Raw genomic sequence first — 24,433 nt, 5'->3', positions numbered from 1 at the left:
CCGGCGAAGCCCGGATCCGACAGGGGATTCCCCAGTCGTCGCACCATAGGCTGGGACCGTGAACGTACGTCTCTATGACTCCCACGCGCAGGCCCTGCGCGACTTCGTGCCGCTGGCACCCGGGGCTGTCTCGATGTACGTCTGCGGCCCGACGGTGCAGTCGGGCCCGCACATCGGCCACCTCCGCGGCGCGCTCGCCTTCGACCTGCTGCGTCGCTGGCTGACCCACCGCGTCGGCCCCGTCACGCTCGTGCGCAACGTCACCGACATCGACGACAAGGTGCTCGCCAACGCCACGGCCGACGAGCCCTGGTGGGCCCTGGCCTACCGCATCGAGCAGGAGTTCACCGCGGCGTATGCCGCGATCGGCATCCTGCCCCCGACCTACGAGCCCCGCGCCACGGCGTCGATCCCGCAGATGCAGGAGATCATCGCGCGTCTCATCGAGCGGGGTCACGCCTACGCCGCCGCGGGCGACGTGTACTTCGACGTGCGGTCGTGGGCCGACTACGGCTCGCTCACCAACCAGTCGGTCGACGCGATGGAGCCCGCCGCCGACGCCGACTCGCGCGGCAAGCGCGACCCCCGCGACTTCGCCCTCTGGAAGGGCGCGAAGGCCGACGAGCCCGCCGACGCCACGTGGGAGTCGCCCTGGGGCCCCGGTCGTCCCGGCTGGCACATCGAGTGCTCGGCCATGTCGCGCCGCTACCTCGGCGCCGAGTTCGACATCCACGGCGGCGGGCTCGACCTGCGCTTCCCGCACCACGAGAACGAGCTGGCGCAGTCCACGGCCGCCGGCGACGGCTTCGCGCGCTACTGGGTCCACAACGGGCTGGTGACGGTCGACGGGCAGAAGATGTCCAAGTCGATCGGCAACTTCGTGCTCGCGGCCGACATGCTCGCCGCGCGTCCCGCTCCAGTCGTGCGCTACGCGCTCGCCGCGGCGCACTACCGCTCGAACCTCGACATCTCGGACGGCGCCCTCGACGAGGCCGCCGCCGCGCTCGGGCGCATCACGGGCTTCCTCGCCCGCGCCGCCCGCACGCTCGGCGAGCCGCAGGCGGCACCCGTGCCCGACGCCTTCGCCGAGGCGATGGACGACGACCTCGGGGTGCCGCAGGCGCTCGCGGTCGTCCACGAGACGGTCCGCGCCGGCAACACCGCACTCGACACCGGCGATCAGGCCGCGCTGCGCGCCGCGTACGACGCGGTCGCCGCCATGGTCGCGGTGCTCGGGCTCGACCTCGATGGCGCTCCCGCGCAGACCGGAGGCGCGCAGGACACCCTGGCGGCCCTGGTCGAGGAGCTCATCACCCAGCGCGCACAGGCGCGCGCATCCAAGGACTGGGCGACAGCCGATCGGATCCGCGACCTGTTCGCGACCGCCGGCGTCGTTCTCGAAGACACCGCAGACGGAACAGTTTGGAGCACCACCAATGGCTAAGAAGAAGGGCCCCCTCAAGGGCACGGGCGGCCACGGCCGCAAGGGCCTCGAGGGCAAGGGGCCGACGCCCAAGGCCGAGGACCGCACCTACCACGTCGCGCACAAGCGCAAGCAGGCCGCCGAGCGCCTCGCCTCCAAGCGCGGAGGCACGCAGAAGCCGCAGACGCGCGCCCCGCGCGCGAAGGGCGACACCGAGATCGAGTTCGTCACCGGGCGCAACTCGGTGCTCGAGGCGCTGCGCACCAAGATCCCCGCGATCGCGTTCTACATCGCGCAGCGCGTCGAGATGGATGACCGCGTCAAGGAGATGCTCGTCATCGCCAAGAACCGCAACATCCCGATGCTCGAGGTCACGCGCCCCGAGCTCGACCGCATGGCCGGCTTCGACGGAGTCCACCAGGGCGTCGCGCTCAAGGTGCCGCCGTACGAGTACGCCCACCCGCAGGACCTCCTCGAGGAGATCATCGACCGCGGCGAGACCCCGCTGCTCGTCGCCCTCGACGGCGTCACCGACGCGCGCAACCTGGGTGCGATCATCCGCTCCACCGCCGCCTTCGGCGGTCACGCAGTGATCGTCCCGCAGCGTCGCTCCGCCGGCATGAACTCGGGCGCGTGGAAGACCAGCGCCGGCGCCGCCGCGCGCATCCCGGTCGCCATGGCCACCAACCTCACGGCCATGCTGAAGGACTTCAAGAAGCAGGGTGTGTTCGTGCTGGGCCTCGACGGCGGCGGCGACGTCTCGCTGCCCGAGCTCGGTCTCGCCGACCGTCCGGTCGTGGTGGTCGTCGGCTCCGAGGGCAAGGGCCTCTCGCGCCTGGTCACCGAGAACTGCGACCAGATCGTCTCGATCCCGATCTCGTCGGCGACCGAGTCGCTCAACGCGGGCATCGCGGCGTCGGTCGCGCTGTACCAGATCGCGACCCTCCGCCAGGGCGCCGCAGAGTAACCTGCCCCTATGGCACGCATCGCGGTTCTCGGAGGCACCGGCTTCGCCGGTGGTCACATCGTCCAGGAGGCCGCCACGCGCGGCCACACCGTCGTCTCGGTGGCGCGGAAGGTGCCCGCCGAGCGGGTCCCGGGCGTCACCTACATCGAGGGATCGCTGCTCGACGTCCCCGGGCTCCTCGAGGAGCTGCGGGGCGTCGAGGCGATCATCTGCGCGGTCGCCCCGCGCGGCGACATGGAGGGGCGTGTGCGCCCCGCCCTGGGCGAGCTCGTGGAGGCGCTGCCCGAGGGCGTGCGCCTCGGCATCATCGGCGGCGCGGGCGGCAGCCTCGTCGCCGAGGGCGGCCCGCGCCTGATCGACGCCGGCGGCTTCCCCGACGAGTTCAAGCCCGAGGCGCTCGAGATGATCGGCGCGCTCGAGGATCTGGCCGACGCCCCGGCCCGGCTCGACTGGTTCTACGTGCACCCGGCCGCCGGCTTCGGCGGCTTCGCGCCGGGTGAGCGCACCGGTCACTACCGCACGGGCGGCGACGTGATGGTGACCGACGAGAGCGGCGGATCCTACGTCTCCGGCGCCGACTTCGCGATCGCCATCGTCGACGAGATCGAGAACCCGGCGCACCACCGCACCCGCTTCACCGTCGGCTACTGACCGGCCTCACACCAGGTCGCGCCAGTCGGGCTCGGGGGAGGCCGACAGCGGGCCGGTGATGGCCTGAGTGATGGTCTCGGTGAGCGGCCCCATGATGGTCGCCTCATCGCGACGGTGGCGCAGCACCTCGGTGATGTAGCTGGTCAGCACCTCGGCGAGCGGCACGGACGCATCGCGCTGCTCCTGCAGGAACCAGCGGTGCTCGAGCACCTGGTGGTACACCTCGGCGGGTTCGAGCTTCGCGCGCAGCTCGAACGGGATCGCCCGCACCACGGGCTCGAACGCCTGGGTGAGCCACTCGTGCGCGGCGAGCTCCTCCTCATCCTCCGAGCGGCCCGAACGCAGCCGGAACTCATCGAGATCGTTGAGCAGACGACGGGCCTGGTTCTCCTCGACGTCGAGGCCGGTGAGGCGGATCAGGCGACGCGCATGGTGCCCCGCGTCGACGACCTTCGGCTGGATCGAGACGCGGCTGCTGTCGCCGTCGGTGGCGATCGACATCTCGTCGATGTCGAAGCCCAGCTCGTTCAGCTGCCGCACCCGCTCGGTGATCCGCCACGCCTCCCGCGACGAGAACGACTGCGGGTCGTGCAGCGCGCCCCACAGTGAGTGGTACGCGGCCACGATGCCGTCGGCCACCGACACGGGGTCCACCCCGCCCTCGACGCGGCCGTGGGCGGCCAGATCCAGGATCTCGCCGGCGATGTTCGTGCGCGCGAGGTCGAGGTCGTGGGCGCGCTGCCCGTCGCTCAGGCCGTCCTCGTGCAGCTCGCCGGTCTCGGCGTCAACCAGGTAGGCGGCGAAGGCGCCCGCGTCGCGCCGGAAGAGCGTGTTGGACAGCGACACATCGCCCCAGTAGAAGCCGACGTTGTGCAGGCGCACCAGCAGCAGCGCCAGGGCGTCGACGAGGCGCGTGGCGGTCTCGGGACGCAGGGCGTGGGTGAACAGCGCGCGGTACGGCATCGAGAACTTCAGGTGCGCGGTGACGAGCGCGGCGCGCAGCGGTGTGCCGTCCGGTGCCGTGCGCCCCGCGACGACGGCCACGCGGCGCACGCACGGCACGTCGAGCTTCGCCAGCGCGCCGAGCATCTCGTACTCGCGCTGCGCCATGGCCGCGGTGGTCTCCTTGACGGCGATCACCTGCCCCGACAGCTCGCTGAACCGCACGATGTGGCGCGAGATGCCCTTGGGGAGCTTCACGATCGCGCTCGCGGGCCAGTCCTCGAGGGGGATCGACCAGGGCAGCGTCAGCAGCTCCGGATCGGTCTCGGCGGCCGTGATGCGCAGGGAGTCGGGCATGCGAGCAAACCTACGGGAAAAGCGCAACGGCGCGAACGGATCCGAGGATCCATCCGCGCCGCCGCGTGGAGTGTGTCGTCAGGAGGCGACGGCACCCGTCAGGCGCTCGCCCGACTCGAGGTCGAAGACGTGCACGTGGTCCGGGACCGGGGCCAGGAGGATCCGGTCGCCCGCGTTCGGGTGGATGCGGCCGTCGACGCGAGCGACGATGTCCGTGCGGACGCCCTCGATGTCCGAGTGGCCGTAGAGGTAGCCGTCGGCGCCGAGCTCCTCGACGAGGTCGACGACGATCTCGAGGCCCTGGCCGTCGGCCGGGGCGACGATGATGTCCTCGGGGCGGACGCCCACGGTGACCTGCTTGCCCGAGGCCTTGGCGAGGGCCGAGGCCTCGACGCCCACCGTCTTGTTGCCGAAGCGGATGCCGCCCTCGACGACGTCGGCCGGGAACAGGTTCATGGCCGGCGAGCCGATGAAGCCGGCGACGAAGACGTTGTTCGGGCGCTCGTACAGCTCGCGCGGGGTGCCGACCTGCTGGAGGATGCCGTCCTTGAGGACCGCGATGCGGTCGCCCATGGTGAGAGCCTCGGTCTGGTCGTGGGTGACGTAGACGGTCGTGACGCCCAGGCGGCGCTGCAGGCCCGCGATCTGCGTACGGGTCTGGACGCGGAGCTTGGCGTCGAGGTTCGACAGCGGCTCGTCCATGAGGAACACCTGGGGCTCGCGGACGATCGCGCGACCCATGGCGACGCGCTGACGCTGACCACCCGAGAGGGCCTTCGGCTTGCGGGCCAGGTAGGGCTCGAGGTCGAGGATCTTGGCCGCCTCGAGCACGCGCTTGGCGCGCTCGTCCTTGTTGACGCCGGCGATCTTCAGGGCGAAGCCCATGTTCTCGGCGACCGTCATGTGCGGGTACAGCGCGTAGTTCTGGAAGACCATCGCGATGTCGCGGTCCTTCGGCGGGATGTCCGTGACATCGCGGTCGCCGATGAGGATGCGGCCGTCGTTGACCTCTTCGAGGCCGGCGAGCATACGCAGCGACGTCGACTTTCCGCAGCCCGAGGGGCCGACGAGGACGAGGAACTCGCCGTCTGCGATGTCGAGGTTCAGCTTGTCGACCGCGGGACGCGTGCCGCCCGGGTAGAGGCGCGTGCTGTTGTCGAAAGTGACCGAAGCCATTTCTTCTCCTTCACCGGCAGGTACGTGCCGGACGATCCGTAGTGATGGAGCGACGGGGCTAACCGCCGCTAGACCCGCCATTGGGTCGGGATCAGTATGCCATGGGCTCGGAGTGCTCCCGTCCACCGGCGTGTCGCTGCCGTGCGTCCGCACCGCCCACAGGAGGAATGCCTGTCCTGCGTGGGTATCTCCCAGCCGCGCTGTCTAGCATCGAAGGCGTTGTGGTCGCGCCCCGCGGCCAGAGGATCCACGTTCCAAGAGGTTGCATGTCGAGCGACGAGACGGGCACTGCGCCCGAGCCGCGCGACCGTCGCGAGGCGGTGCGCGTGAAGGCCCAGCAGGTGAAGGCGCGTCAGTCGCGCAATCGCGTGCTGCGGCGATCCGCGATCGTGCTCGCCGCGCTGGTCGTGGTCGGGGGCGGCGCCCTCTACAGCTGGTTCAACATCATCGAGCCCGCGGTGTCCGAGCCCACGCTCGAGCCGACGAAGTTCACCGGCGACGACGGCGTCGTCGTCGACGAGGCGATGAGCAAGGGCATGGCGACCCCCGCACCGACCGAGACGCCGGCGGCCACGCCCGCGCCGGGTGCCGAGCCGATCCAGATCCACATCTACGTCGACTACCTCTCGTCGGCTGCCGGCGAGTTCCAGCGCGTGAACGCCGACCAGCTCGACGACTGGGTCGCCCAGGGCGCCGTCGAGGTCGTCTACCACCCGGTCGCGATGCTGACGTCGAAGTCGAACGGCACGAAGTACTCGCAGCGCGCCGCCGGTGCCGCGGCGTGCGTGGTCGAGTACGCACCCGAGGCCTTCGCGAAGTTCAACCACGAGCTGCTCGTGAACCAGCCGGGCGTCGACAGCGACGGTTTCAGCGACTCCGAGCTCGCCGACCGCGCGATCGCCACGGGTGCGAGCGACACGAAGACGGTGCGCGCCTGCATCGAGAACGAGGACTTCGTCGCCTGGTCCCGCGAGGCCACGGAGCGCGCGCTGAACGAGCCGCTCCCCGGCACGGACGCGACCCTCGACGGTGTTCCGACGATCCTGGTCGACGGCCAGCCCTACGTCGGGGCGCTCGATGCCCCCGAGGAGTTCGCGGCCTTCCTGCTCGCGATCGACAGCGAGGCCTACCTCGAGACCGCGACGCCCACGCCGGCCCCCGCGGAGACGCCCGCCGGCTGAGGTCCAGGTGCGGGCACGCCTCTCGGTATGCTCGTCTGGTCCCGCTCGCGGGACGCCGCCGGCTTAGCTCAGTTGGTAGAGCACCTGTCTTGTAAACAGGGGGTCGTGGGTTCGAACCCCGCAGCCGGCACCACATGATCCCGCGCGTGAGCGCGACGCGTGTGCGGGCGGATCGGTCGCCGGGTCGACGTAGGCTCGGGGAGTGAGTCGATCCGCCGAGACCCCGCACCGTCGCCGCGGAGCCCTCGCCGTCGGCATGGCGGTCGCGATCGGCATGCTCACGGCCCTGCAGTCGCGCATCAACGGCGCCCTGGGCGTCGAGCTGAACAGTGGCACGCTCGCGGCGGTGTTCTCGTTCGGATCGGGCCTCGCGCTGCTGATCCTGCTCCTGAGCGTGCTGCCGTCCGGGCGTGCGGGGGCCGCCAGCCTCTGGCGCGGCGTCCGCGGGCGCGAGATCCCGTGGTGGCTGCTGATCGGCGGCGCGGCGGGCGCGTTCACCGTCGCCATGCAGGGCGCCGTCGTCGGGATCATCGGCACCGCCCTGTTCACCGTGGGGATGGTCGCCGGCCAGACGCTGAGCGGGCTGATCCTGGATCGCGTCGGCTACAGCCCGGCGGGGGTCACCGCCGTGACCATGCCGCGCGTGATCGGGGTCCTGCTCGCGCTCGCCGCGGTCGCCGTCTCGCTCTCCGGCGGGGCCGTGGGGTCGGCGCCGCTGTGGATGCTGATCCTGCCCGTGCTGGTGGGTGTCGGCGTCGCCTGGCAGCAGGCGACGAACGGGCGGCTGCAGCGCAGGACCGGATCGGCCCTGGCCGCGACGTTCGCGAACTTCATCGTGGGCACAACGCTGCTCGTGGGGCTCGCCTGCGTGCAGCTGCCGAGCACGCAGGTGGCCCCGCTGCCGGCATCGCCGTGGCTCTACACGGGTGGCGCCATGGGGGTGCTGTACATCTTCATCTCCGCGGCCCTTGTGCCTCGGATCGGGGTGCTGCTGCTGTCGCTCGGATTGGTCCTGGGCATGCTGATCGGATCGTTTGTGCTCGATCTCGTCTGGCCCCCGGCCGTGCCGCCCTCCGTGCTGCGCTCGGCCATCACGGTCGTGGTGGCCTCCGCCGGCGTGGTGATCGCCGTGCTCGGGGGCGCCCGCCGCCGCTAGTCGTTCTTCTTGCGCGGCATCGCGGAGAGGAACCGCTCGCCGTCGACGACCTTGCCTCGCACGGGGCGCGAGCGGTCGGGCCTGCCGCCGACATAGAGCCAGCCGAGCAGCACCTCGCCCTTCTTCAGGCCGTGCGCCTTGGACACCGCCTTGGCGCGCGTCCAGTCGCCGGTGCGCCAGATGACGCCCCAGCCGGCCTCGTCGAGCAGCAGGCTCAGGGCATGAGCCACGCCCGCGGCGGTGGCCTCCTGCTCCCACGCGGGGATGGCCTTCGACTTCACCCGCGCGACGACCGCGATGAGCAGCGGCGCCCGCAGCGGCTTCGAGTTGACGCCCTTGTCGCCCTGGGCCTTCGCGATCGCGCGGCCGAGGACGAGCCGGTCATCGCCGCGCAGCTCGATGAGTCGCCACGGCTTCAGCTCCTTGTGATCGGCGACGCGGCCGGCGGCCGAGACGAGCTCGACAAGCTGCTCGTGGGTGGGGGCCTCGTCGGTGACCTGCGAGAGCGAGCGACGCGCGCGCATCGCCTCGAGCGCGCTCATCACGCCTCGTCGGCGGGCGCGAACGACAGCGAGAGCGAGTTCATGCAGTAGCGGTCGCCCGTGGGCGTGCCGAAGCCGTCGGGGAAGACGTGACCGAGGTGCGAGCCGCAGTTGGCGCAGCGCACCTCCGTGCGCTGCATGCCGTGGCTGCTGTCGTCGAGCAGCTGGACCGCCTCGGGCCGGATCGACTCGTAGAAGCTCGGCCAGCCGCAGTGCGAGTCGAACTTCGTGCCGCTCTGGAACAGCTCGCTGCCGCACGCGGCACAGGTGTAGAGCCCGGCGCGTCCCTCGTCGAGGAGCTCACCGGTCCAGGGGCGCTCGGTGCCGGCCTCGCGCAGGACCGCGAACTGCTCGGGCGTGAGCTCGCTGCGCCACTCGTCCTCGGACTTGTTCACGTTGTACGACATGGATGCCTCCTGAAGGGTCGCCTCAAGATTACGTCGGCGGGGGAGGCGGGGGTCCGCTCCGAGCTGGGTGGATCCTGCTCATCGCGCACGACAATGGATCCATGGATCCCGACGTCGACGAGAACAGCACCGCCTTCGTCGCCGAGCGCTTCGCCCGCTTCGCCCGTGACGAGGCTCCCGGCCGGTCCGAGGTGTATCGCGGGTGGGCGCAGCGGGTCGCCAGCGACGAGGCGCTCGCCGCCGTACTGGCCCGAGTCCCTGCGGCGCACCGGCAGCCCCCGCTCGTCTTCGCGGTCACCCGCATGCTGGCGGCGACGGTCACCGGGCCGGAGGAGTGGGCCGCCTTCGTCCTGCGCAACGCGGACGCGGTCGTGACCGAGTGCTCCGCGCGCAGCCTGCAGACCAACGAACCCCTGCGCTGCGCGGCCCTGCTCCCGGCGCTCAGCCGGATCGACGGCCCGATCGCGCTGCTCGAGCTCGGCGCCTCGGGCGGGCTGTGCCTGTACCCGGATCGCTACGCGTACCGCTACCGCTCGGAGGGGCGGCTGGTCGCCGAGGTCGGGGAGTCGGCCGTGCTCCTGGACGCCGAGGTGCGTGGGGGCGCCCTGCCGGAGCTCGCGCTGCCGCAGATCGTGTGGCGCGCGGGGATCGACCTGCAGCCCCTCGATGCGCGGCGGCCGGCCGACCGCGCATGGCTCGAGGGTCTGGTGTGGCCCGAGGAGCGCGAGCGGTCGACGCGCATCGCGGCGGCCCTGGACGTCGTCGCCGAGGATCCGCCTCTGCTCGTCGCCGGGGATGCCGCCGATGTCGCGCTCGTGCGTGCCGTTGCCGCCCAGGCGCCGCGGGGCGCGACACTCGTCGTGACGACCCCCGGCGTCCTGCCGTACCTGCCGCGGGCGCGCCGGGACGCGCTCATCGCCGCGCTGCGGGAGCCGGGGGGATGGCGTGATGCCGTGCGCTGGATCACCCTCGACCAGCCCGCGCTGCACGGCGCGTGGACGCCGCCGATCGACCCGCAGGCCTGGCCGGGGGGATTCGCGCTCGCCCTCGACGGGCGGGTCCTGGCCGCGGCCGACCCGCTCGGCGCATGGATCGCGCCCGTCTCGTAGCCGACGGCGCGCCGCCGGGAGGGCCTGTTCGCCTCACCCCGGAGCGCCGCTCCGGCGCGGCGGAGCTCCGGACGTAGCGTGAGGGTATGCCCCTCTCCGACCGCGACCGCGCGATCCTCGCCTTCGAGGCCCGGTGGCGCGTGCACGGCGGCCCGAAGGAGGAGGCGATCCGCTCCGAGCTCGAGCTGGCGCCGGCCCGGTACTACCAGCTGCTCGGCCGGTTGATCGACTCGGGCGACGCGCTCGCCGCCGATCCGCTGCTCGTCGGGCGCCTGCGTCGCCTGCGCGATGCGCGCGACGCCTCGCGCTCGCGCATCGCGGGCTGATCCGGCGGATCCGGCCGCGGCACCCGGATCGGGGCCGCGCGTCCAGGAGGGCGTGCGCCGCCCCCGGTACGATCGACCCGTGCCGAACTCCTACCCCCGGGATCGCTTCGACGACGTCCCCCGCCAGCCCGCCCGTGTCGGCGCTCACCGCGCCGAGGTGCCCCGCTCCTCTCGCGGTGCCGTGTGGCTGTGGGCTGCGCTCGCGACGGTCGTGCTGACCGTCGGCGGGATCGTCGGCTTCCTGGTGCTGTCCCAGCGCACCGACGTGCTGCCTGAGTCCACGCAGGCCACCCCCACGGTGGCGCCCGTGGTCGACACGAGTTACGCGGTGCTGGTGCTCAACGGCACGAGCACGGGCGGCCTCGCCGAGGCGGTCGCCGGCGAGCTCGTCGCCGCGGGCTGGGCCCAGGACACGGTCATCCCGAGCGACTCGGCCTCGACCGACTTCCCGCAGACGACGGTCTACTACGTGACCGACGAGGAGGAGGGCGCCGCCCTCGGCGTCGCGCAGGCGATCGGCGGCGCGCGGGTCGCGCAGAGCGACCAGTACAAGAGCGACGACGCCGACGCGAAGGAGCTCACGGTCGTGGTCGGCCTCGACCGTGTTTCCGCCGAGTAACAAGTTCTCTTCGGGCGTGTCAAATAACGCTCACCAGCCCGTTCCGCGCGGAATCCCGCAGTTACGCTCTCCCGGTACTCCCCTCCATCAGGAGGGCTCAGCAGCAGGAGATTTCGCATGACTCAGGGCACCGTCAAGTGGTTCAACGCCGAGAAGGGCTTCGGGTTCATCACCCTGGCCGACGGCAGCCAGGACGTCTTCGTCCACTACTCGAACATCGAGATGTCCGGCTTCCGCGTGCTCGACGAGGGCCAGTCGGTCGAGTTCAGCATCGGCAGCGGTCAGAAGGGCCCCCAGGCCGAGGCCGTGCGCCCGGTCTGACGCACCGCAGCCCGCCCGAAGGCGCCCGCGACCCCCGTCGCGAGGCGCCTTCGTCGTGTGTGACGCCACGGTCCGCGCGGCTTGCACTCGGTGGGGGTGAGTGCCAGAATCGATCTGGCACTCCCGTGAGGTGAGTGCTAAAGACCACCCCCTACGTTCCGGGAGGGACGAAACCCATGGCAAAGATCATCGCTTTCGACGAGGAGGCCCGCCGCGGCCTCGAGCGCGGCCTCAACACGCTGGCCGACGCCGTCAAGGTGACGCTCGGCCCGCGCGGTCGCAACGTCGTGCTCGAGAAGAAGTGGGGCGCCCCCACGATCACGAACGACGGTGTCTCCATCGCCAAGGAGATCGAGCTCGACGACCCGTACGAGAAGATCGGCGCGGAGCTCGTCAAGGAGGTCGCCAAGAAGACCGACGACGTCGCCGGTGACGGCACGACGACCGCGACCGTCCTCGCCCAGGCGCTCGTGCGCGAGGGCCTGCGCAACGTCGCGGCCGGCGCCGACCCCATCTCGCTCAAGCGCGGCATCGAGAAGGCCGTCAAGGCCCTCTCGGACGAGCTGCTCGCCCAGGCCAAGGAGGTCGACTCCAAGGAGCAGATCGCCGCGACCGCTTCGATCTCGGCCGCTGACCCCGCCATCGGCGCGCTCATCGCCGAGGCCATCGACAAGGTGGGCAAGGAGGGCGTCGTCACCGTCGAGGAGTCGAACACCTTCGGCACCGAGCTCGAGCTCACCGAGGGCATGCGCTTCGACAAGGGCTACCTGAACCCCTACTTCGTCACGGACCCGGAGCGCCAGGAGGCGGTCTTCGAGGACCCGTACATCCTCATCGCGAACCAGAAGATCTCGAACATCAAGGATCTGCTGCCGATCGTCGACAAGGTGATCCAGTCGGGCAAGGAGCTCGTCATCATCGCCGAGGACGTCGAGGGCGAGGCTCTCGCGACGCTCGTGCTCAACAAGATCCGCGGCATCTTCAAGTCGGTCGCCGTCAAGGCCCCCGGCTTCGGCGACCGTCGCAAGGCGCAGCTGCAGGACATCGCCATCCTCACGGGTGGCCAGGTCATCACCGAGGAGGTCGGCCTCAAGCTCGAGAACACCGAGCTCGACCTGCTCGGCCGCGCCCGCAAGGTCATCATCACCAAGGACGAGACGACCATCGTCGAGGGTGCCGGCGACGCGGACCAGATCGAGGGTCGCGTGACCCAGATCCGTCGCGAGATCGACAACACCGACTCGGACTACGACCGCGAGAAGCTCCAGGAGCGCCTCGCCAAGCTCGCCGGCGGCGTCGCCGTCATCAAGGCGGGCGCGGCCACCGAGGTCGAGCTCAAGGAGCGCAAGCACCGCATCGAGGACGCCGTCCGCAACGCGAAGGCCGCCGTCGAGGAGGGCATCGTCGCCGGTGGTGGCGTGGCGCTCATCCAGGCCGCCAAGTCGGTCTTCGACCGCGGTCTCGAGCTGGTCGGCGACGAGGCGACCGGTGCGCACATCGTCAAGGTCGCCATCGAGGCCCCGCTGAAGCAGATCGCCCTCAACGCCGGTCTCGAGCCGGGTGTCGTCGCCAACAAGGTCGCCGACCTCCCCGTCGGTCACGGCCTCAACGCCGCCACCGGCGAGTACGGCGACCTGTTCGCCCAGGGCATCATCGACCCGGCCAAGGTCACCCGCTCGGCGCTGCAGAACGCCGCGTCGATCGCCGGCCTGTTCCTGACGACCGAGGTCGTCGTCGCCGACAAGCCCGAGAAGGCCGCCCCCGCCGGCGACCCGACGGGTGGCATGGACTTCTGATCCCAGAAGGTCCTGACCGACAGGTCTGACTGACAGAACGGCCCCCTCCTCTGGGAGGGGGCCGTTCTGCGTTCCGCCCTTCGGGTCGGCGGAGCTCTGCGGGCGCGTCAGCGGAACATGCCGGAGGTGACGCGCTCGGCGTCGGCGTACTGCATGCCCGCGGCGCCCAGCGCGCGGCCGAGGCCGTCGAGCACCTGCTCGACCTGCTGCTGGATGCTCTTCCAGCGGGCGAGCTCGCCCTGGAAGGCCGCGGCACTCGCGCCCGTCCAGGCGGTCTCGAGCGGGGCGAGCTGCGCGCTGAGCGTGCTGACGTCGAGGCGCAGCTGCTCGACGCCCGCGAGCGCCTGCCCGTTGGCGGCGGCGATCGCCTCGGTGTCGACGGTGAAGACGGCCATGGTGTGCTCCCTGTTCGGTGGGTGGTGGTCCCACGCTAGGAAGCGGCGCGCCGGCGCGGGGCGCGCCAGCGGATCCGGGATCAGCGGATCGTGAGAACCGGGCTGGGGACGAGTATCACTCGGGGAGCTCGTCGACCACCGGCGCGAGCGGCAGCGAGACGCGGAAGGTGGCCCCGCCGCCGGGCGTCTCGAGCACCGACACCGAGCCCCGCAGGGTCTCCACGATCGAGGCGACGATCGCCAGTCCCAGGCCGCTGCCACCGGTCTCGCGTGCGCGCGAGGTGTCAGCACGCCAGAAGCGCTCGAAGATCTGCGCGCGGATCTCCTCCGGCACGCCCTCGCCGTGGTCGACCACCGCGATCCAGCCCATCTGCGCGGCGGCGTCCACCCCGACCTCGATCTCGATGGGCGAGCCCTCGGGGCTGTAGCGGCGGGCGTTGCCGAGCAGGTTGGCGACCACCTGGCGCACGCGGTGCTCCTCGCCGAGCACGATCGGGGGCATGGCCACGGGTCGCAGCTGCTGCGGGACGGTGAAGTCCAGCGCGGTGAAGTCGAGCACGGGGGTCTCGGGCGCCGTGGGCTGCTCCTGCGCCGCGTCGCCCTGCACCACGGGGATCGCGGACGTGTCGGGGTCGCCCGGGGCCTTCGGCTTGCGCCGCAGCAGCGACGTCAGGCCCTCGGTCGCCGCGGTGATGGTGCGCGGCAGGCGGCGGTGCGGCTCGTCCTGGGCGGCGCCGTGCTCGTCGAGCGTGCCGACGGTGCCGGTGCTCGGGTGCAGCGCGATCGGCCCGGTGAGGGCCTCGATGGTCGTGTCGACGACGACCACCACGCGCCCGGGCTCCGCGACGCCGACGTCGAGGGCCGCATCGCGGGCGATCGGGCGCAGGTCGATCGGCTGGATGTGCAGCTCGCGCTTCTCGTCGAGCCGGGCGAGGGCCAGCAGATCCTCGACGAGCACTCCCATCCGGATCGCCTCCTTCTCGATCCGGTCCATCGCGCGGGCGGTGTCATCCGGGCCCTGGATGGCACCCATCCGATACAGCTCCGCGTAGCCGCGCACGCTGACGAGCGGGGTGCGCAGCTCGTGGCTCGCATCGCCGACGAAGCGGCGCATCTTGTGCACGGTCGCGTCGCGCTCGGCGATGGCCTCGTCGATCCGGTCGAGCATCGTGTTGATGGCGGCCTTGAGCCGGCCGATCTCGGTGCGGGGCTCGATGTCGCCGAGGCGCTGGCTGAAGTCGCCCGACGCGATCGACATGGCGGTGGCCTCGACCTGGCCGAAACGCCGGAACGTCAGGGTCACTGCCCACCGCGTCAGCAGGGCGCCCCCGAACATCGTCACGAGGGCGACGAGCAGGAAGATGCCGAAGAACGTGCCGACGACCTGGTCGACCTCGCCCATCGGGCGCGCGACGACCTGCGTGTAGATGTTGTTGCTGTTCGGGAACTGCACGACCGAGATCGCGGCGTGGAAGGTCGCGCCGTCGCCGTTGACCGACTTCAGCTCGAGGATCGTGTCCTCGTTCGCGTAGGTGTAGTCGAGCGGCACGGTCGACCAGAACGCCGGCCGCGGCTCGTTCGGGTTGTTGCCCCCCGCGCTCGCGAGCAGCGAGCCGTCCGGGCCGTAGATCGCGACGAAGTACTCGGTGGGAACCGGGTTGGCCTTGGGCGTGAACCGCGGGCCCTCGCCGTAGTCCGAGATGTTGAACAGCTTCTCGCCGACCGCCGAGGACGCCAGCTGGTGCAGCGACGAGTCGATGTTCTCGCTCAGCGCCCGGTTCAGGATCGGCACGGTCCCGAGGCCCGCCCCGACGAGTCCGAGCGCGAGGACGGTCACGGTGACGCCCGTGACCTTCGCCCGCAGGCTGATCCGCCGCCACCAGCGGGTCAGGGCATCGGGCTTGTCAGCCAGGTCAGCCCGCCTTGTCGACCTTGAGCATGTAGCCGAAGCCGCGCTTGGTCTGGATCAGCGACTCGGACGCGTGCGGGTCGATCTTGCGGCGCAGGTAAGAGATGTAGCTCTCGACGATGCCGGCGTCGCCGTTGAAGTCGTACTCCCACACGTGGTCGAGGATCTGGGCCTTCGACAGCACGCGGTTGGGGTTGAGCATCAGGTAGCGCAGCAGCTTGAACTCGGTCGGGCTGAGGTCGATCTGCACGTCGCCGACGTACACGTCGTGCGTGTCCTGATCCATCGTCAGCTCGCCGGCGCGGATCACCTGCTCGTCCTCGGTGTCCTGCATCGTGCGGCGCAGGATCGCCTGGATGCGGGCGACGATCTCGTCGAGGCTGAAGGGCTTGGTGACGTAGTCGTCGCCGCCCGCGTTCAGGCCCTTGATCTTGTCCTCGGTGTCGTCCTTCGCGGTGAGGAAGAGGATCGGCGCCGTGAAGCCGTGGTCGCGCAGACGCGTGGTGACGCTGAACCCGTTCATGTCGGGGAGCATCACGTCGAGCACGATGAGATCGGGCTCCTCCTCCAGCACCGCGGAGATCGTCGCGGCGCCGTTGCCCACGGTCTTCACCTGGAAGCCCGCGAACCTCAGGCTCTGCGAGAGCAGGTCACGGATGTTGGGCTCGTCGTCGACGACCAGGATGCGAGGTGCGCTCATGGCCCCATTATGGCGACCGGATCGGTCATTCGCTCGGATATCCGCTCGTATCGGCCGAAAGCGAACACGAGGAATATTCCGGTCAGTCGTGCACCCAGACCTCGGTGCCGACCTGCGCGAAGCTGTAGAGCTCGTATGCCGCCCCCCGTGTCATGTTCACGCAGCCGTGGCTCATGCGCGCGCCCGCGCCGAAGTTGCTGTGCCAGTACGTGCCGTGGAAGCCCTGGTCTCCGTTGAAGAAGCTCACCCACGGCACGTCCTCCGTGCAGTACCCGTAGCCGTGGTCGCCGCCGTTGCAGTCGCCCATGTCCTGGATCGAGCGCTGCACGTAGATCCGGAAGTGCCCGGTTCGGGTCTCGTGCGCCCCGCCGGTGCCGATCGCGACGGGGTAGGACCCGACGAGCGCCCCGTTCTCGAACATCATCACCGTGCCGGCGCTCTTGTCGACCTCGATCGTGCGCAGCAGGGTCTGGGCCTCATGCGGGATGACCTGCCCCTCGATCTCGAAGCGGAAGTCGCGTGCCTCGACCGACTTCGCCACGAGCTCCGCCAGGCCGTCGGCCGAGGCGAGGCCGAAGCCGTCCGCGCCCGCCTGGAGCGTCTTGAGCACCGTGCCCGCCGAGTTCACCACAACCTGCGACGGCTGCGCCTCGCGGTTCAGCTGGCCGGGAAGGGTCTGCACAACGGCGTCGATCTTTGCCGCGTCCGCCGTGATGGCGAACGTTCCGGTCTCCGGATCGCCCGCCACGGCGATCCAGGACGCGATCGTCGCCAGATCCATCGGGAGGGAGGCACCGCCGTCGACGTGGAAGCCGGCGCCCTCCGCCTGGCCGTTGAGCGAGGCCGCGTACGCGGCGGCCACGTCAGTGGTGAGCGCCGGAGCCTCCTCGACCACGGTCGGCTCGGCGGACAGCGCCCCGCGGTCGCGGAACGCCGTGGTGAGGTCGGCCGCCAGGGCGCCGACATCGACGCCGCGCCCGTTCTGGCCGGGCTGGGCAGCGAAGGCGGTGGCCGCCGCGTCGAAGACGACCTGCGCATCCACCGGGGCGGCGTAGAGCGCGGGCGCCGCCTCTCGCAGCGTGGCATCGGCCGCCTGCGGATCCACGGCGAGATCGACGCCGATCGGGGCGGGATTCCACTCCATCAGCTTCCACACGGGGTAGGTCGACAGCGCCTGGGCCGCGAGCGCCTCGGCGTCGACGGCGATGCCGAGGCCGGTCAGCGGCACGGTGGCATCGCCGATGGTCGCGTCGGCGTCGGCGAAGCGCGCGGCGATCGCCTCGCGCGCGGCGTCCTGCGTCATCCACTCGACCGGGACGCCGGCGACCGTCACCCCGGGGGCGATGACCAGCGTGGATGCGTACCCCGCCGCTCCGGCGACCAGCAGCAGCGGGATGCCCGCCCACAGCGCGATGCGCAGGCCCCGGCGACGCGGCCGCGTCTCGGCGGCCGGTGCGGGGCCGGGGTCGGTCTCGGTGGGTGCGGTGGCAGTGCTCACACTGGTTATTGTCCGCACACGGCGATCCCCTTCACATCCCCCTTTCGGCGGACGTTACGGGATCGTCGTCGGCGGATCAGGCCGCCAGGCGCTCGGCGTCGAGGATCGTGTACGAGTAGCCCTGCTCGGCGAGGAAGCGCTGACGGTTCTGCGCGAAGTCCTGGTCGACGGTGTCACGGGCGATGATCGTGTAGAAGCTCGCCGTGTGATCGGACTGCTTGGGGCGGAGCAGGCGGCCGAGGCGCTGGGCCTCCTCCTGGCGCGATCCGAAGGATCCGGAGACCTGGATCGCGACGGATGCCTCCGGCAGATCCACCGAGAAGTTCGCGACCTTCGACACGACCAGCACGTCGACCGTGCCCGCGCGGAACGCGTTGAACAGCTGCTCGCGCTCGTTGACGGGGGTCGCGCCGGTGATCTTGGGGGCGTCCAGGGCCTCGGAGAGCTCGTCGAGCTGCTCGAGGTACTGGCCGATGACCAGGATCTGCTCGCCCTTGTGCTTCGCGATCAGCTCGCGCACGACGTCGGTCTTGGCGGGGGCCGTGGCGGCGAGCCGGTAGCGATCCTCGTCGGCGCTCGCGGCGTACTCGAGGCGCTCGTAGGCGGGGAGGTCGACGCGCACCTCGTAGCAGGCGGCGGGGGAGATGAAGCCCTGGGCCTCGATCTCCTTCCACGGGGCGTCGAACCGCTTGGGTCCGATGAGGCTGAACACGTCGCCCTCGCGACCGTCCTCGCGCACGAGCGTCGCGGTGAGGCCGAGGCGGCGGCGCGCCTGGAGGTCGGCGGTGAGCTTGAACACCGGCGCCGGCAGCAGGTGCACCTCGTCGTAGACGATGAGGCCCCAGTCGAGGGCGTCCAGCAGCGCGAGATGCGGGTACTCGCCCTTCCGGCGCGCGGTGAGGATCTGGTAGGTCGCGATCGTGACCGGCTTGACCTCCTTCACCTGCCCCGAGTACTCGCCGATCTCCTCGGCGGTCAGGGTGGTGCGCTTGATCAGCTCGTCACGCCACTGGCGCGCCGAGACGGCGTTGGTGACGAGGATCAGTGTGGTCGTCTTGGTGGCGGCCATGGATGCCGCTCCGACGAGGGTCTTGCCCGCGCCGCAGGGGAGAACGACGACGCCCGATCCGCCCTCACGGAACTTCTCGACGGCCTCGGCCTGGTACGGGCGCAGCGTCCAGTCGTCCTCCTCCAGGGCGATGGGGTGCGGCGTTCCGTCGCGGTAGCCGGCGAGGTCCTCGGCGGGCCAGCCGATCTTGAGCAGCTCCTGCTTGATGTGACCGCGCGCCCACGCGTCGATCACGTACGTGTCGGGGGTCGGCTGCGAGAGCAGCAGCGGCGCGATGCGCTTGTTGCGCGACACCTCGGCGAGCACGGCGCGGTCGGTCGAGGTGAGCAGCAGCTCGCCCTCGTCGCCGCGGCGGATCGTCAGGCGGCCGTAGCGGTTCACGGTCTCGCGGATGTCGACCGACACGGAGGGCGGCACGGGGAAGCGCGACCAGCGGTCGAGCGTCTGCAGCATGTCGTCGGCCGTGTGGCCAGCCGCGCGCGCGTTCCAGAGCCCCAGACGGGTGATCCGGTAGGTGTGGATGTGCTCGGGGGCGCGCTCCAGCTCCGCGAAGATCGCGAGCTCGTGGCGCGCGGTCTCGGCGTCGAGGTGCGCGACCTCGAGCAGCACAGTGCGGTCGCTCTGGACGATCAGGGGGCCATCAGCCATAACGGACGAGTCTACCGCCGCGCGACGGGCCCCGGGCGGCGTGTCACACCGAGCGGGATCGCGGATCAGTTCTGGATCAGGCCGGACGGATCGCGGTGATGCTCTTCACCGGCAGCGTGCGCTCGACATCCGCCGCGCGGTCTCGGCCGCGCAGGCGACCCCCGCCGAGGCCCGTCGCCTCCAGAAGGAACGTGCGGGTCGAGCCGTCGGGCAGCGCGACGTCGACCTCCAGCACCGCCTTGCCGCGCACCGCCGTCTCGAGCTCGCGCTCGAGCCAGGCGGCATCCGCGTCGCCGCCGTGGGCGCCGCGCAGCACCTCGAGCAGCGTCGCGTAGCGCGCTTGGGGATCCGGTGCCGGCGCGGAGGGGGCGACCCGGCGCCGATCCAGCGTCTCGGAGGCGCCCTGCTCGTCGAGCGCGACGACCGGGTACTTCGCGTCCGCCAGGGCCCAGTAGACCGACTCGCGGGCGGCCCTGGTGCGCAGCATCCGACCGTCCGGCACCAGGGCGAGGGCGCGCAGCGCCTGGTCGACCGCGATCGTCTCGAGCAGGCCGTGGTCGCGGCTGGACACGATGGTGTGCCCGCTGTCGGGCTCGAGCGAGACGCGCACGAGGCCGTGACGGTCGGCGGTGCGCTGCACCAGGTACTCGAGCGGCTGGGGCACCCCGGTGAGCGAGAGGTCGCTCAGGAAGCCCAGGATGGTGTCGGCCGACTCGCCCGCCGACAGCGCGGCCGCGATGGAGGCCTCGGTGAAGCGGTAGGTCGACGCCTGCGCGTGCGACTCGCGCACGGCGATGCTCTGCAGGCGCACGTCGAGGCCGGGCGCCAGCGGGCCCGGTGAGATCGCGGTGAGGTCGTTCTGGAGGAAGACCTTGTCGACCTCGTGCGGCATCAGCGTCACCAGGGGAGTGGGATCGGCGTCGCGCCCCTCCCGCAGCGGCGTCGCCCACGCGGGCTCCGTCCCCTTCTCGGTCGCCAGCCCGGCCAGCGCCATCAGGCGGACCCAGCGCTCGGCACGCGCGCGCCAGCCCTCGGCGAGGGGATACGCGTCGGGCCACAGGGCGGGATCGATCCAGCCTCCCTCGGGGGTGCGGAGGCCCCCGGGCAGCGCGGCGCGGAGGGCGGTGGCCAGACGCGCCCAGCGCTCGCCGCTGGACGTGCGCACCCAGTCGGCTCCCGTGGGCGTCACGAGCCAGGTGCGCTCGGCGCCCGCCAGGAGGCCCGTCGCCTCGGCCAGGGCGACGAGGTCGTCGGCCTCGTCGGCGTCGCGCACGATCTCGTCCTGGGCCATACGCCGCTTGTCGGCCGCGCCGACGGCGCCGGTGCCGACCCGGACCAGCGGGGTCCGCAGCGCCAGCAGCAGCAGATCGGCGAGCGAGGAGGTCGTGGTGAAGGCGCGCTCGGCCGCATGGGCGGCGTCCAGCTCACTCGCCGCCTCGGGCACCCGGGGCGGGGTCCGCGTCGGAACCGCCTCGCCGAGAGCCTGGCGCACCACGGCATAGGGGGCGCCATCGGGATCCGTCAGCCCCAGGCGCTCGGGGCCGGACGCCGCGGCCAGATCGGCCAGGACGTCGCGGGGCAGTTCGGCGACAGCCCGCGCGATCGACTCGGGCGCCAGCAGGGCCTCGGCGGCGTCGAAGAAGTCGTGCCAGTTGGCACTCGCCGAGACGCGGCGCGCGGCGAACAGGGCGGCGAGCTCGGCATCGGCGGCCAGCGGCAGCCGTTCGGCCAAAGCGCGTGTGTCGACGGTGTTCACGGCGCTCGGATCGCAGGGGCGCCGGTCAGGGCCGGCCGGCCCTGCCCTTCCGGATGAACGTCATGATCAGCAGCGTCAGGATCATCAGGAACGCGATCGGCAGGCCGAACAGGGGGAAGGCCCCGACGACCGGCCAGATGCCCACCTGGTAGTCGGCGTGCCCCATGCCCAGCGCGGTCGACACGATGATGGCGACGAAGCAGATCACCGAGACGATCGCGATCCCGAGAGCCATGAAGGCGAGGATGCGATCGATCCGGCGCACCGGCGGATCCGCGGGGCTGTTCGTGGTCATCGTCCCCAGACTAGTGGCATGCGCGCGGGGGCTAGTCTGGAGGGGCGGGATCCCCCTGATCCCGCATACGTTTTCCCCCAGCATCCCGAGGTTCGCAATGCCCACCGGCAAGGTCAGGTTCTACGACGAGGACAAGGGCTTCGGCTTCATCAGCGCCGATGACGGGCAGGACGTCTTCCTCCACGCCAGTGCGCTGCCCGAAGGCACGCCCGCGCCCAAGCAGGGCACCCGCCTCGAGTTCGGCGTCGCCGACGGCCGCAAGGGCCTGCAGGCGCTGTCGGTGCGGGTGCTCGACGCCCCGCCGAGCCTGGCGAAGGCCAAGCGCAAGTCAGCGGACGACATGGCGATCATCGTCGAGGATCTCGTGAAGCTCCTCGACGGCATGGGCGGTGACCTGCGCCGTGGTCACTATCCGTCCAGCGCGCACGCCCGCAAGATCGCAGCCGTGCTGCGCAAGGTCGCGGAGGAGATCGATGTCTGAGTCGCAGGAGTTCGCCGAGGAGGCCGAGGTGTCCGAGGTGACCGAGCAGATCGAGCCCCGGGAGCCCGAGGCCCCGGAGGGCGTCGAGCCCGAGCAGGTCGACGAGCCCGAGGCCGCGGAGGCCGACTCCGAGCAGGCGCCGGCGGTCGAGCCGGATCAGCACGGAGACGAGCAAGCCGCCGAGGCCGAGACGGAGCAGGTCGCCGACGAACCGGAGGAGCTTCCGGAGCCGGATCAGCGGCTGCTCGAGGCGCACGACCTCGCTCTGGCGGCGCTGCACGAGATCACCCCCGCGTCGACGGTCGGCCCCGCCGCCGGGTACTCGGTCGAGCGCGGCGGCGCCGTCTCGCTGCGGTTCGAGAACACCCTTCTGGGGTACCCCGGCTGGTTCTGGACGGTCACGCTCGCGGTCGTGGAGGGATCCGATCCGACCGTCCTGGAGGTCGAGCTGCTGCCGGGTGACGACGCGCTGCTCGCCCCGGAGTGGGTGCCGTGGGCCGTGCGCCTGAAGGAGTACCAGGTCGCGCAGGCCGCCGCCGCGGAGGCCGCGGCCGCTGCGGCGGAGGCGGCGGGCGAGCCGACCGGCGACGCCGCCGCGGACGAGCACCACGACGACGAGGACGACGACTTCGACGATGACCTCGTCGACGACCGCGACGTGGACATCCTGCACGCGGGTGACGTCGACGGCGTCGACATCGACGCGCACGACCCCGACGAGAACGACGACTCGGACGACGACGACTCGGACGACGATGACGACTCAGACGAGGACGGTGACGACTCGGACGACGATGACGACTCAGACGAGGACGGTGACGACTCGGACGACGACGACGAAGAAGACGACGACGACTCGGACGACGACGAAGACTCGGACGACGACGAAGACGAAGACGAAGACGACGACGAAGACGAAGACGACGACGACGAAGACGACGACGACGAAGAGGACTGACCCTCTCGCACACGCAGAACGGCGCCCCGGATATCCGGGGCGCCGTTCTGCATCCGTCAGACGCTGACGGGTTCGCGCGCGTCCCGGTCGGCGGTGGGCAGGAGATCCAGCGGCATCGTGCGGGTGTCGATGAGCGGATTCCGATCCTGCGTCGCGACCAGCTGGGCGGCCTCGGCCGGGGTCTCGACGGCGGGCACCGATCCGATGAGCGGCCGGCGCGCGGTCTCGCGCATCGTCAGCACCGCCAGGCCCGCGATCACGCCGAAGAACATGATGTAGAACGCCGGCATAAACGCGTTGCCGGTGGCCTGGATCAGCCACTCGCTGAACAGGGGAGTCGTGCCTCCGAACAGCGAGACCGAGAGGTTGTAGGCGACGGCCATCGCACCGAAGCGCGACGCGGTCGGGAACAGGGCGGGAAGGGCGGCGGCCGAGGGGCCCACCCAGAGCGCGACCGGCACCATGGTCAGCGTCAGCGCGATCATGATCGCCCACAGCTCGCCGACCTGCATGATGGCGAACGCGGGAACCATCACCAGCACGGTCGACACCGAGGCGGCGAGGTAGACGGGCTTGCGCCCGATGCGGTCCGAGAGGCGACCCACCAGCGGCAGGGCGGCCGCGAGCACGATCAGCACGGGCACGGTGGCCATCGCCGCGACGAGGTTCGAGACGCCGACCTCGTTCTCGAGGTACGTCGGCATGTAGCTGGTCAGCGCGTAGCCGGCCGAGTTGGTCGCCGCGACGATCGCCATCGCGATGAGCAGCTGACGCCAGTGGTGGCGGACGATGCCGACGAGACCGTGGCGCGCCAGCGGATCCTGGGCGTCCGGCGTGGTCTCGCCGGAGGCGTCGGCGACCTCGTAGGCCGGGGTCTCGGGGATCCGCGACCGGAACCAGATGGCGACGGCGCCCAGCGGCAGCGCGATCAGGAACGGGATGCGCCATCCGTACTCGGTCATCGCCCCGGGGCCGGAGAGGGTCTCGACGGCCACCGTCGTGATCGCGACGGTCGAGGCGCCAGCGGCGAAGCCGAGGTACGAGCCGGCGTCGAGCCAGGACGTCCAGAACCCGCGGCGGCGATCGGGCGAGAACTCGGCGACGTAGGTCGTGGCCCCGGCGTACTCACCACCGGTCGAGAAGCCCTGGATCATCTTCAGTGCGTACAGCGGCAGGATCGCCCAGAGCCCGATCTGCGCGGCCGAGGGCAGCACGCCGATCAGGGCCGTGGCCGCGGCCATCATCGCCATCGTCGCGAACAGCACCTTCTGACGGCCGATCCGGTCGCCGAGGGGGCCGAGGATCGCCCCGCCGAGCGGGCGCACCAGGAAGGACACCGCGAAGCCGAACAGCGTCAGCAGCAGCCCGGCCTCCCGCGGGAGGCCCTCGGTGAAGACGGCGGTCATGGTGACGGCGAGGTAGCCGTAGATGCCGAAGTCAAACCACTCCATGAAGTTGCCGACGACGGTGCCCGAGATCGCGGTGCGTGTCCGGGAGCGCTTCACGACCAGGACGTCGTCCACGCGCAGGCGGCGCGAGGGGCGCCGTTGCCGTGCGCCCGAGGGGGCGGCCCCCGCGGGGGAGGGGGCGGAGGGCAGATCAGTCGGGGGTTTCCGGGGGGTCCGGTGCACGATCATCACTCGTTTCGTATCGTCTCGTTCGCTGCGTACGGCGACCGTCCGCCCGGGGGCGGCGACGCCAAAGCCTCGACGATACGGGGGATCCGGCGGGCCCTCGGAAGCCGTCGGCCG

At 71.3% G+C, this 24,433-nt stretch carries 24 protein-coding genes and 1 tRNA gene; 13 read left to right on the top strand and 12 right to left on the bottom strand.

The window, feature by feature from the left end:
- Nucleotides 1-58: 58 nt before the first annotated feature.
- The 3 genes from cysS to ACOKGD_RS11970 are packed head-to-tail and all read left to right on the top strand — an operon-like array spanning nucleotide 59 to nucleotide 3,041.
- Nucleotides 59-1,444, top strand: coding sequence for a cysteine--tRNA ligase (cysS, locus tag ACOKGD_RS11980; RefSeq protein WP_342337733.1), 1,386 nt, complete (start codon nucleotides 59-61; stop codon nucleotides 1,442-1,444).
- Nucleotides 1,437-2,390: a 23S rRNA (guanosine(2251)-2'-O)-methyltransferase RlmB gene (gene rlmB / locus ACOKGD_RS11975; protein WP_342337734.1), complete on the top strand. Its 954-nt coding sequence runs from the start codon at nucleotides 1,437-1,439 to the stop codon at nucleotides 2,388-2,390. Before cysS ends, rlmB begins: the two co-directional genes overlap by 8 nt.
- A gap of 9 nt (nucleotides 2,391-2,399) precedes the next feature.
- Nucleotides 2,400-3,041 carry an NAD(P)-dependent oxidoreductase gene (locus ACOKGD_RS11970; RefSeq protein ID WP_342337735.1) on the top strand — a complete coding sequence of 214 codons (642 nt, stop codon included), beginning with the start codon at nucleotides 2,400-2,402 and terminating at the stop codon, nucleotides 3,039-3,041.
- A gap of 6 nt (nucleotides 3,042-3,047) precedes the next feature.
- Here the strand turns inward: ACOKGD_RS11970 and ACOKGD_RS11965 are convergent, their stop codons facing one another.
- Nucleotides 3,048-4,340: a DUF4032 domain-containing protein gene (locus ACOKGD_RS11965; RefSeq protein WP_342337736.1), complete on the bottom strand. Its 1,293-nt coding sequence runs from the start codon at nucleotides 4,338-4,340 to the stop codon at nucleotides 3,048-3,050.
- A gap of 78 nt (nucleotides 4,341-4,418) precedes the next feature.
- Entirely contained in the window at nucleotides 4,419-5,516 is a 1,098-nt protein-coding gene (locus tag ACOKGD_RS11960; protein ID WP_342337737.1) for an ABC transporter ATP-binding protein, read from the bottom strand.
- Between the two features lie 266 nt (nucleotides 5,517-5,782).
- Between ACOKGD_RS11960 and ACOKGD_RS11955 the strand changes: the two genes are divergently transcribed.
- From ACOKGD_RS11955 to ACOKGD_RS11945, 3 genes are all read left to right on the top strand, one after another.
- A complete protein-coding gene (locus tag ACOKGD_RS11955; RefSeq protein ID WP_342337738.1) occupies nucleotides 5,783-6,697 on the top strand; it encodes a DsbA family protein in 915 nt (304 codons plus the stop codon).
- A gap of 57 nt (nucleotides 6,698-6,754) precedes the next feature.
- A tRNA-Thr gene (locus ACOKGD_RS11950) sits at nucleotides 6,755-6,830 on the top strand.
- A gap of 69 nt (nucleotides 6,831-6,899) precedes the next feature.
- Nucleotides 6,900-7,853 carry a DMT family transporter gene (locus tag ACOKGD_RS11945; RefSeq protein ID WP_342337739.1) on the top strand — a complete coding sequence of 318 codons (954 nt, stop codon included), beginning with the start codon at nucleotides 6,900-6,902 and terminating at the stop codon, nucleotides 7,851-7,853.
- Here the strand turns inward: ACOKGD_RS11945 and ACOKGD_RS11940 are convergent.
- Both ACOKGD_RS11940 and msrB read right to left on the bottom strand, forming a co-directional pair.
- On the bottom strand, nucleotides 7,850-8,395 hold the full coding sequence (locus tag ACOKGD_RS11940; protein ID WP_342337740.1) for a nitroreductase family protein: 546 nt from the start codon (nucleotides 8,393-8,395) through the stop codon (nucleotides 7,850-7,852). The two genes, ACOKGD_RS11945 and ACOKGD_RS11940, sit on opposite strands and share 4 nt — an antisense overlap.
- Nucleotides 8,395-8,802, bottom strand: a complete 408-nt coding sequence (msrB, locus tag ACOKGD_RS11935) for a peptide-methionine (R)-S-oxide reductase MsrB (RefSeq protein ID WP_342337741.1) — start codon at nucleotides 8,800-8,802, stop codon at nucleotides 8,395-8,397. Before msrB ends, ACOKGD_RS11940 begins: the two co-directional genes overlap by 1 nt.
- 101 nt (nucleotides 8,803-8,903) lie before the next feature.
- Here msrB and ACOKGD_RS11930 point away from each other — a divergent pair, with 101 nt between their 5' ends.
- The 5 genes from ACOKGD_RS11930 (at nucleotide 8,904) to groL (ending at nucleotide 12,973) form a co-directional block, all read left to right on the top strand.
- On the top strand, nucleotides 8,904-9,911 hold the full coding sequence (locus ACOKGD_RS11930) for a DUF2332 domain-containing protein (protein WP_342337742.1): 1,008 nt from the start codon (nucleotides 8,904-8,906) through the stop codon (nucleotides 9,909-9,911).
- 86 nt (nucleotides 9,912-9,997) lie between these two features.
- The gene (locus ACOKGD_RS11925) at nucleotides 9,998-10,237 is read left to right on the top strand and encodes a DUF3263 domain-containing protein (RefSeq protein WP_342337743.1); all 240 of its coding nucleotides are present in this window, start codon (nucleotides 9,998-10,000) and stop codon (nucleotides 10,235-10,237) included.
- A gap of 79 nt (nucleotides 10,238-10,316) precedes the next feature.
- Nucleotides 10,317-10,856, top strand: coding sequence for a LytR C-terminal domain-containing protein (locus ACOKGD_RS11920; RefSeq protein ID WP_342337744.1), 540 nt, complete (start codon nucleotides 10,317-10,319; stop codon nucleotides 10,854-10,856).
- 117 nt (nucleotides 10,857-10,973) lie between these two features.
- Entirely contained in the window at nucleotides 10,974-11,177 is a 204-nt protein-coding gene (locus ACOKGD_RS11915) for a cold-shock protein (RefSeq protein ID WP_342337746.1), read from the top strand.
- A gap of 176 nt (nucleotides 11,178-11,353) precedes the next feature.
- The gene (groL, locus tag ACOKGD_RS11910; RefSeq protein ID WP_342337747.1) at nucleotides 11,354-12,973 is read left to right on the top strand and encodes a chaperonin GroEL; all 1,620 of its coding nucleotides are present in this window, start codon (nucleotides 11,354-11,356) and stop codon (nucleotides 12,971-12,973) included.
- 107 nt (nucleotides 12,974-13,080) lie between these two features.
- Here groL and ACOKGD_RS11905 read toward each other — a convergent pair whose 3' ends face one another.
- From ACOKGD_RS11905 to ACOKGD_RS11875, 7 genes are all read right to left on the bottom strand, one after another.
- Nucleotides 13,081-13,368, bottom strand: a complete 288-nt coding sequence (locus ACOKGD_RS11905; RefSeq protein ID WP_342337748.1) for a WXG100 family type VII secretion target — start codon at nucleotides 13,366-13,368, stop codon at nucleotides 13,081-13,083.
- A 115-nt stretch (nucleotides 13,369-13,483) separates the two neighbouring features.
- On the bottom strand, nucleotides 13,484-15,205 hold the full coding sequence (locus tag ACOKGD_RS11900) for a sensor histidine kinase (RefSeq protein ID WP_342337749.1): 1,722 nt from the start codon (nucleotides 15,203-15,205) through the stop codon (nucleotides 13,484-13,486).
- A gap of 76 nt (nucleotides 15,206-15,281) precedes the next feature.
- Nucleotides 15,282-15,977, bottom strand: coding sequence for a response regulator transcription factor (locus ACOKGD_RS11895; RefSeq protein ID WP_208503292.1), 696 nt, complete (start codon nucleotides 15,975-15,977; stop codon nucleotides 15,282-15,284).
- An 82-nt stretch (nucleotides 15,978-16,059) separates the two neighbouring features.
- Complete coding sequence (locus ACOKGD_RS11890) at nucleotides 16,060-17,475, bottom strand: L,D-transpeptidase family protein (RefSeq protein WP_342337750.1); 1,416 nt, start codon at nucleotides 17,473-17,475, stop codon at nucleotides 16,060-16,062.
- A gap of 76 nt (nucleotides 17,476-17,551) precedes the next feature.
- A complete protein-coding gene (locus tag ACOKGD_RS11885) occupies nucleotides 17,552-19,192 on the bottom strand; it encodes a DNA repair helicase XPB (protein ID WP_342337751.1) in 1,641 nt (546 codons plus the stop codon).
- A gap of 76 nt (nucleotides 19,193-19,268) precedes the next feature.
- Complete coding sequence (locus tag ACOKGD_RS11880) at nucleotides 19,269-20,948, bottom strand: helicase-associated domain-containing protein (protein WP_342337752.1); 1,680 nt, start codon at nucleotides 20,946-20,948, stop codon at nucleotides 19,269-19,271.
- A 25-nt stretch (nucleotides 20,949-20,973) separates the two neighbouring features.
- Nucleotides 20,974-21,243: a multidrug ABC transporter ATPase gene (locus ACOKGD_RS11875; protein WP_342337753.1), complete on the bottom strand. Its 270-nt coding sequence runs from the start codon at nucleotides 21,241-21,243 to the stop codon at nucleotides 20,974-20,976.
- A 97-nt stretch (nucleotides 21,244-21,340) separates the two neighbouring features.
- On the opposite strand from ACOKGD_RS11875, the gene ACOKGD_RS11870 reads away from it, so the two are divergent.
- Together ACOKGD_RS11870 and ACOKGD_RS11865 are read left to right on the top strand one after the other, a co-directional pair.
- On the top strand, nucleotides 21,341-21,724 hold the full coding sequence (locus tag ACOKGD_RS11870; protein WP_342337754.1) for a cold-shock protein: 384 nt from the start codon (nucleotides 21,341-21,343) through the stop codon (nucleotides 21,722-21,724).
- Complete coding sequence (locus ACOKGD_RS11865) at nucleotides 21,717-22,682, top strand: DUF3027 domain-containing protein (protein WP_342337755.1); 966 nt, start codon at nucleotides 21,717-21,719, stop codon at nucleotides 22,680-22,682. Before ACOKGD_RS11870 ends, ACOKGD_RS11865 begins: the two co-directional genes overlap by 8 nt.
- 56 nt (nucleotides 22,683-22,738) lie before the next feature.
- On the opposite strand, the gene ACOKGD_RS11860 is transcribed toward ACOKGD_RS11865, so the two are convergent.
- On the bottom strand, nucleotides 22,739-24,205 hold the full coding sequence (locus ACOKGD_RS11860; RefSeq protein ID WP_342337756.1) for an MFS transporter: 1,467 nt from the start codon (nucleotides 24,203-24,205) through the stop codon (nucleotides 22,739-22,741).
- Nucleotides 24,206-24,433: the final 228 nt, after the last annotated feature.

Source organism: Microbacterium phosphatis, assembly GCF_049177115.1.
Lineage (GTDB): Bacteria > Actinomycetota > Actinomycetes > Actinomycetales > Microbacteriaceae > Microbacterium > Microbacterium phosphatis.
The sequence above is the reverse complement of the archived record's forward strand: the minus strand, read 5'-3'. Positions and strand labels throughout refer to the sequence as shown.

Coding starts and splice junctions, on each gene's coding strand:
- ACOKGD_RS11930 (WP_342337742.1), top strand. CDS start 8,904: ATGGATCCCGACGTCGACGAGAACAGCACCGCCTTCGTCGCCGAGCGC.
- ACOKGD_RS11915 (WP_342337746.1), top strand. CDS start 10,974: ATGACTCAGGGCACCGTCAAGTGGTTCAACGCCGAGAAGGGCTTCGGG.
- msrB (WP_342337741.1), bottom strand. CDS start 8,802: ATGTCGTACAACGTGAACAAGTCCGAGGACGAGTGGCGCAGCGAGCTC.
- rlmB (WP_342337734.1), top strand. CDS start 1,437: ATGGCTAAGAAGAAGGGCCCCCTCAAGGGCACGGGCGGCCACGGCCGC.
- ACOKGD_RS11905 (WP_342337748.1), bottom strand. CDS start 13,368: ATGGCCGTCTTCACCGTCGACACCGAGGCGATCGCCGCCGCCAACGGG.
- ACOKGD_RS11870 (WP_342337754.1), top strand. CDS start 21,341: ATGCCCACCGGCAAGGTCAGGTTCTACGACGAGGACAAGGGCTTCGGC.
- ACOKGD_RS11885 (WP_342337751.1), bottom strand. CDS start 19,192: ATGGCTGATGGCCCCCTGATCGTCCAGAGCGACCGCACTGTGCTGCTC.
- ACOKGD_RS11955 (WP_342337738.1), top strand. CDS start 5,783: ATGTCGAGCGACGAGACGGGCACTGCGCCCGAGCCGCGCGACCGTCGC.
- ACOKGD_RS11965 (WP_342337736.1), bottom strand. CDS start 4,340: ATGCCCGACTCCCTGCGCATCACGGCCGCCGAGACCGATCCGGAGCTG.
- ACOKGD_RS11940 (WP_342337740.1), bottom strand. CDS start 8,395: ATGAGCGCGCTCGAGGCGATGCGCGCGCGTCGCTCGCTCTCGCAGGTC.
- ACOKGD_RS11970 (WP_342337735.1), top strand. CDS start 2,400: ATGGCACGCATCGCGGTTCTCGGAGGCACCGGCTTCGCCGGTGGTCAC.
- groL (WP_342337747.1), top strand. CDS start 11,354: ATGGCAAAGATCATCGCTTTCGACGAGGAGGCCCGCCGCGGCCTCGAG.
- ACOKGD_RS11865 (WP_342337755.1), top strand. CDS start 21,717: ATGTCTGAGTCGCAGGAGTTCGCCGAGGAGGCCGAGGTGTCCGAGGTG.
- ACOKGD_RS11895 (WP_208503292.1), bottom strand. CDS start 15,977: ATGAGCGCACCTCGCATCCTGGTCGTCGACGACGAGCCCAACATCCGT.
- ACOKGD_RS11875 (WP_342337753.1), bottom strand. CDS start 21,243: ATGACCACGAACAGCCCCGCGGATCCGCCGGTGCGCCGGATCGATCGC.
- ACOKGD_RS11960 (WP_342337737.1), bottom strand. CDS start 5,516: ATGGCTTCGGTCACTTTCGACAACAGCACGCGCCTCTACCCGGGCGGC.
- ACOKGD_RS11925 (WP_342337743.1), top strand. CDS start 9,998: ATGCCCCTCTCCGACCGCGACCGCGCGATCCTCGCCTTCGAGGCCCGG.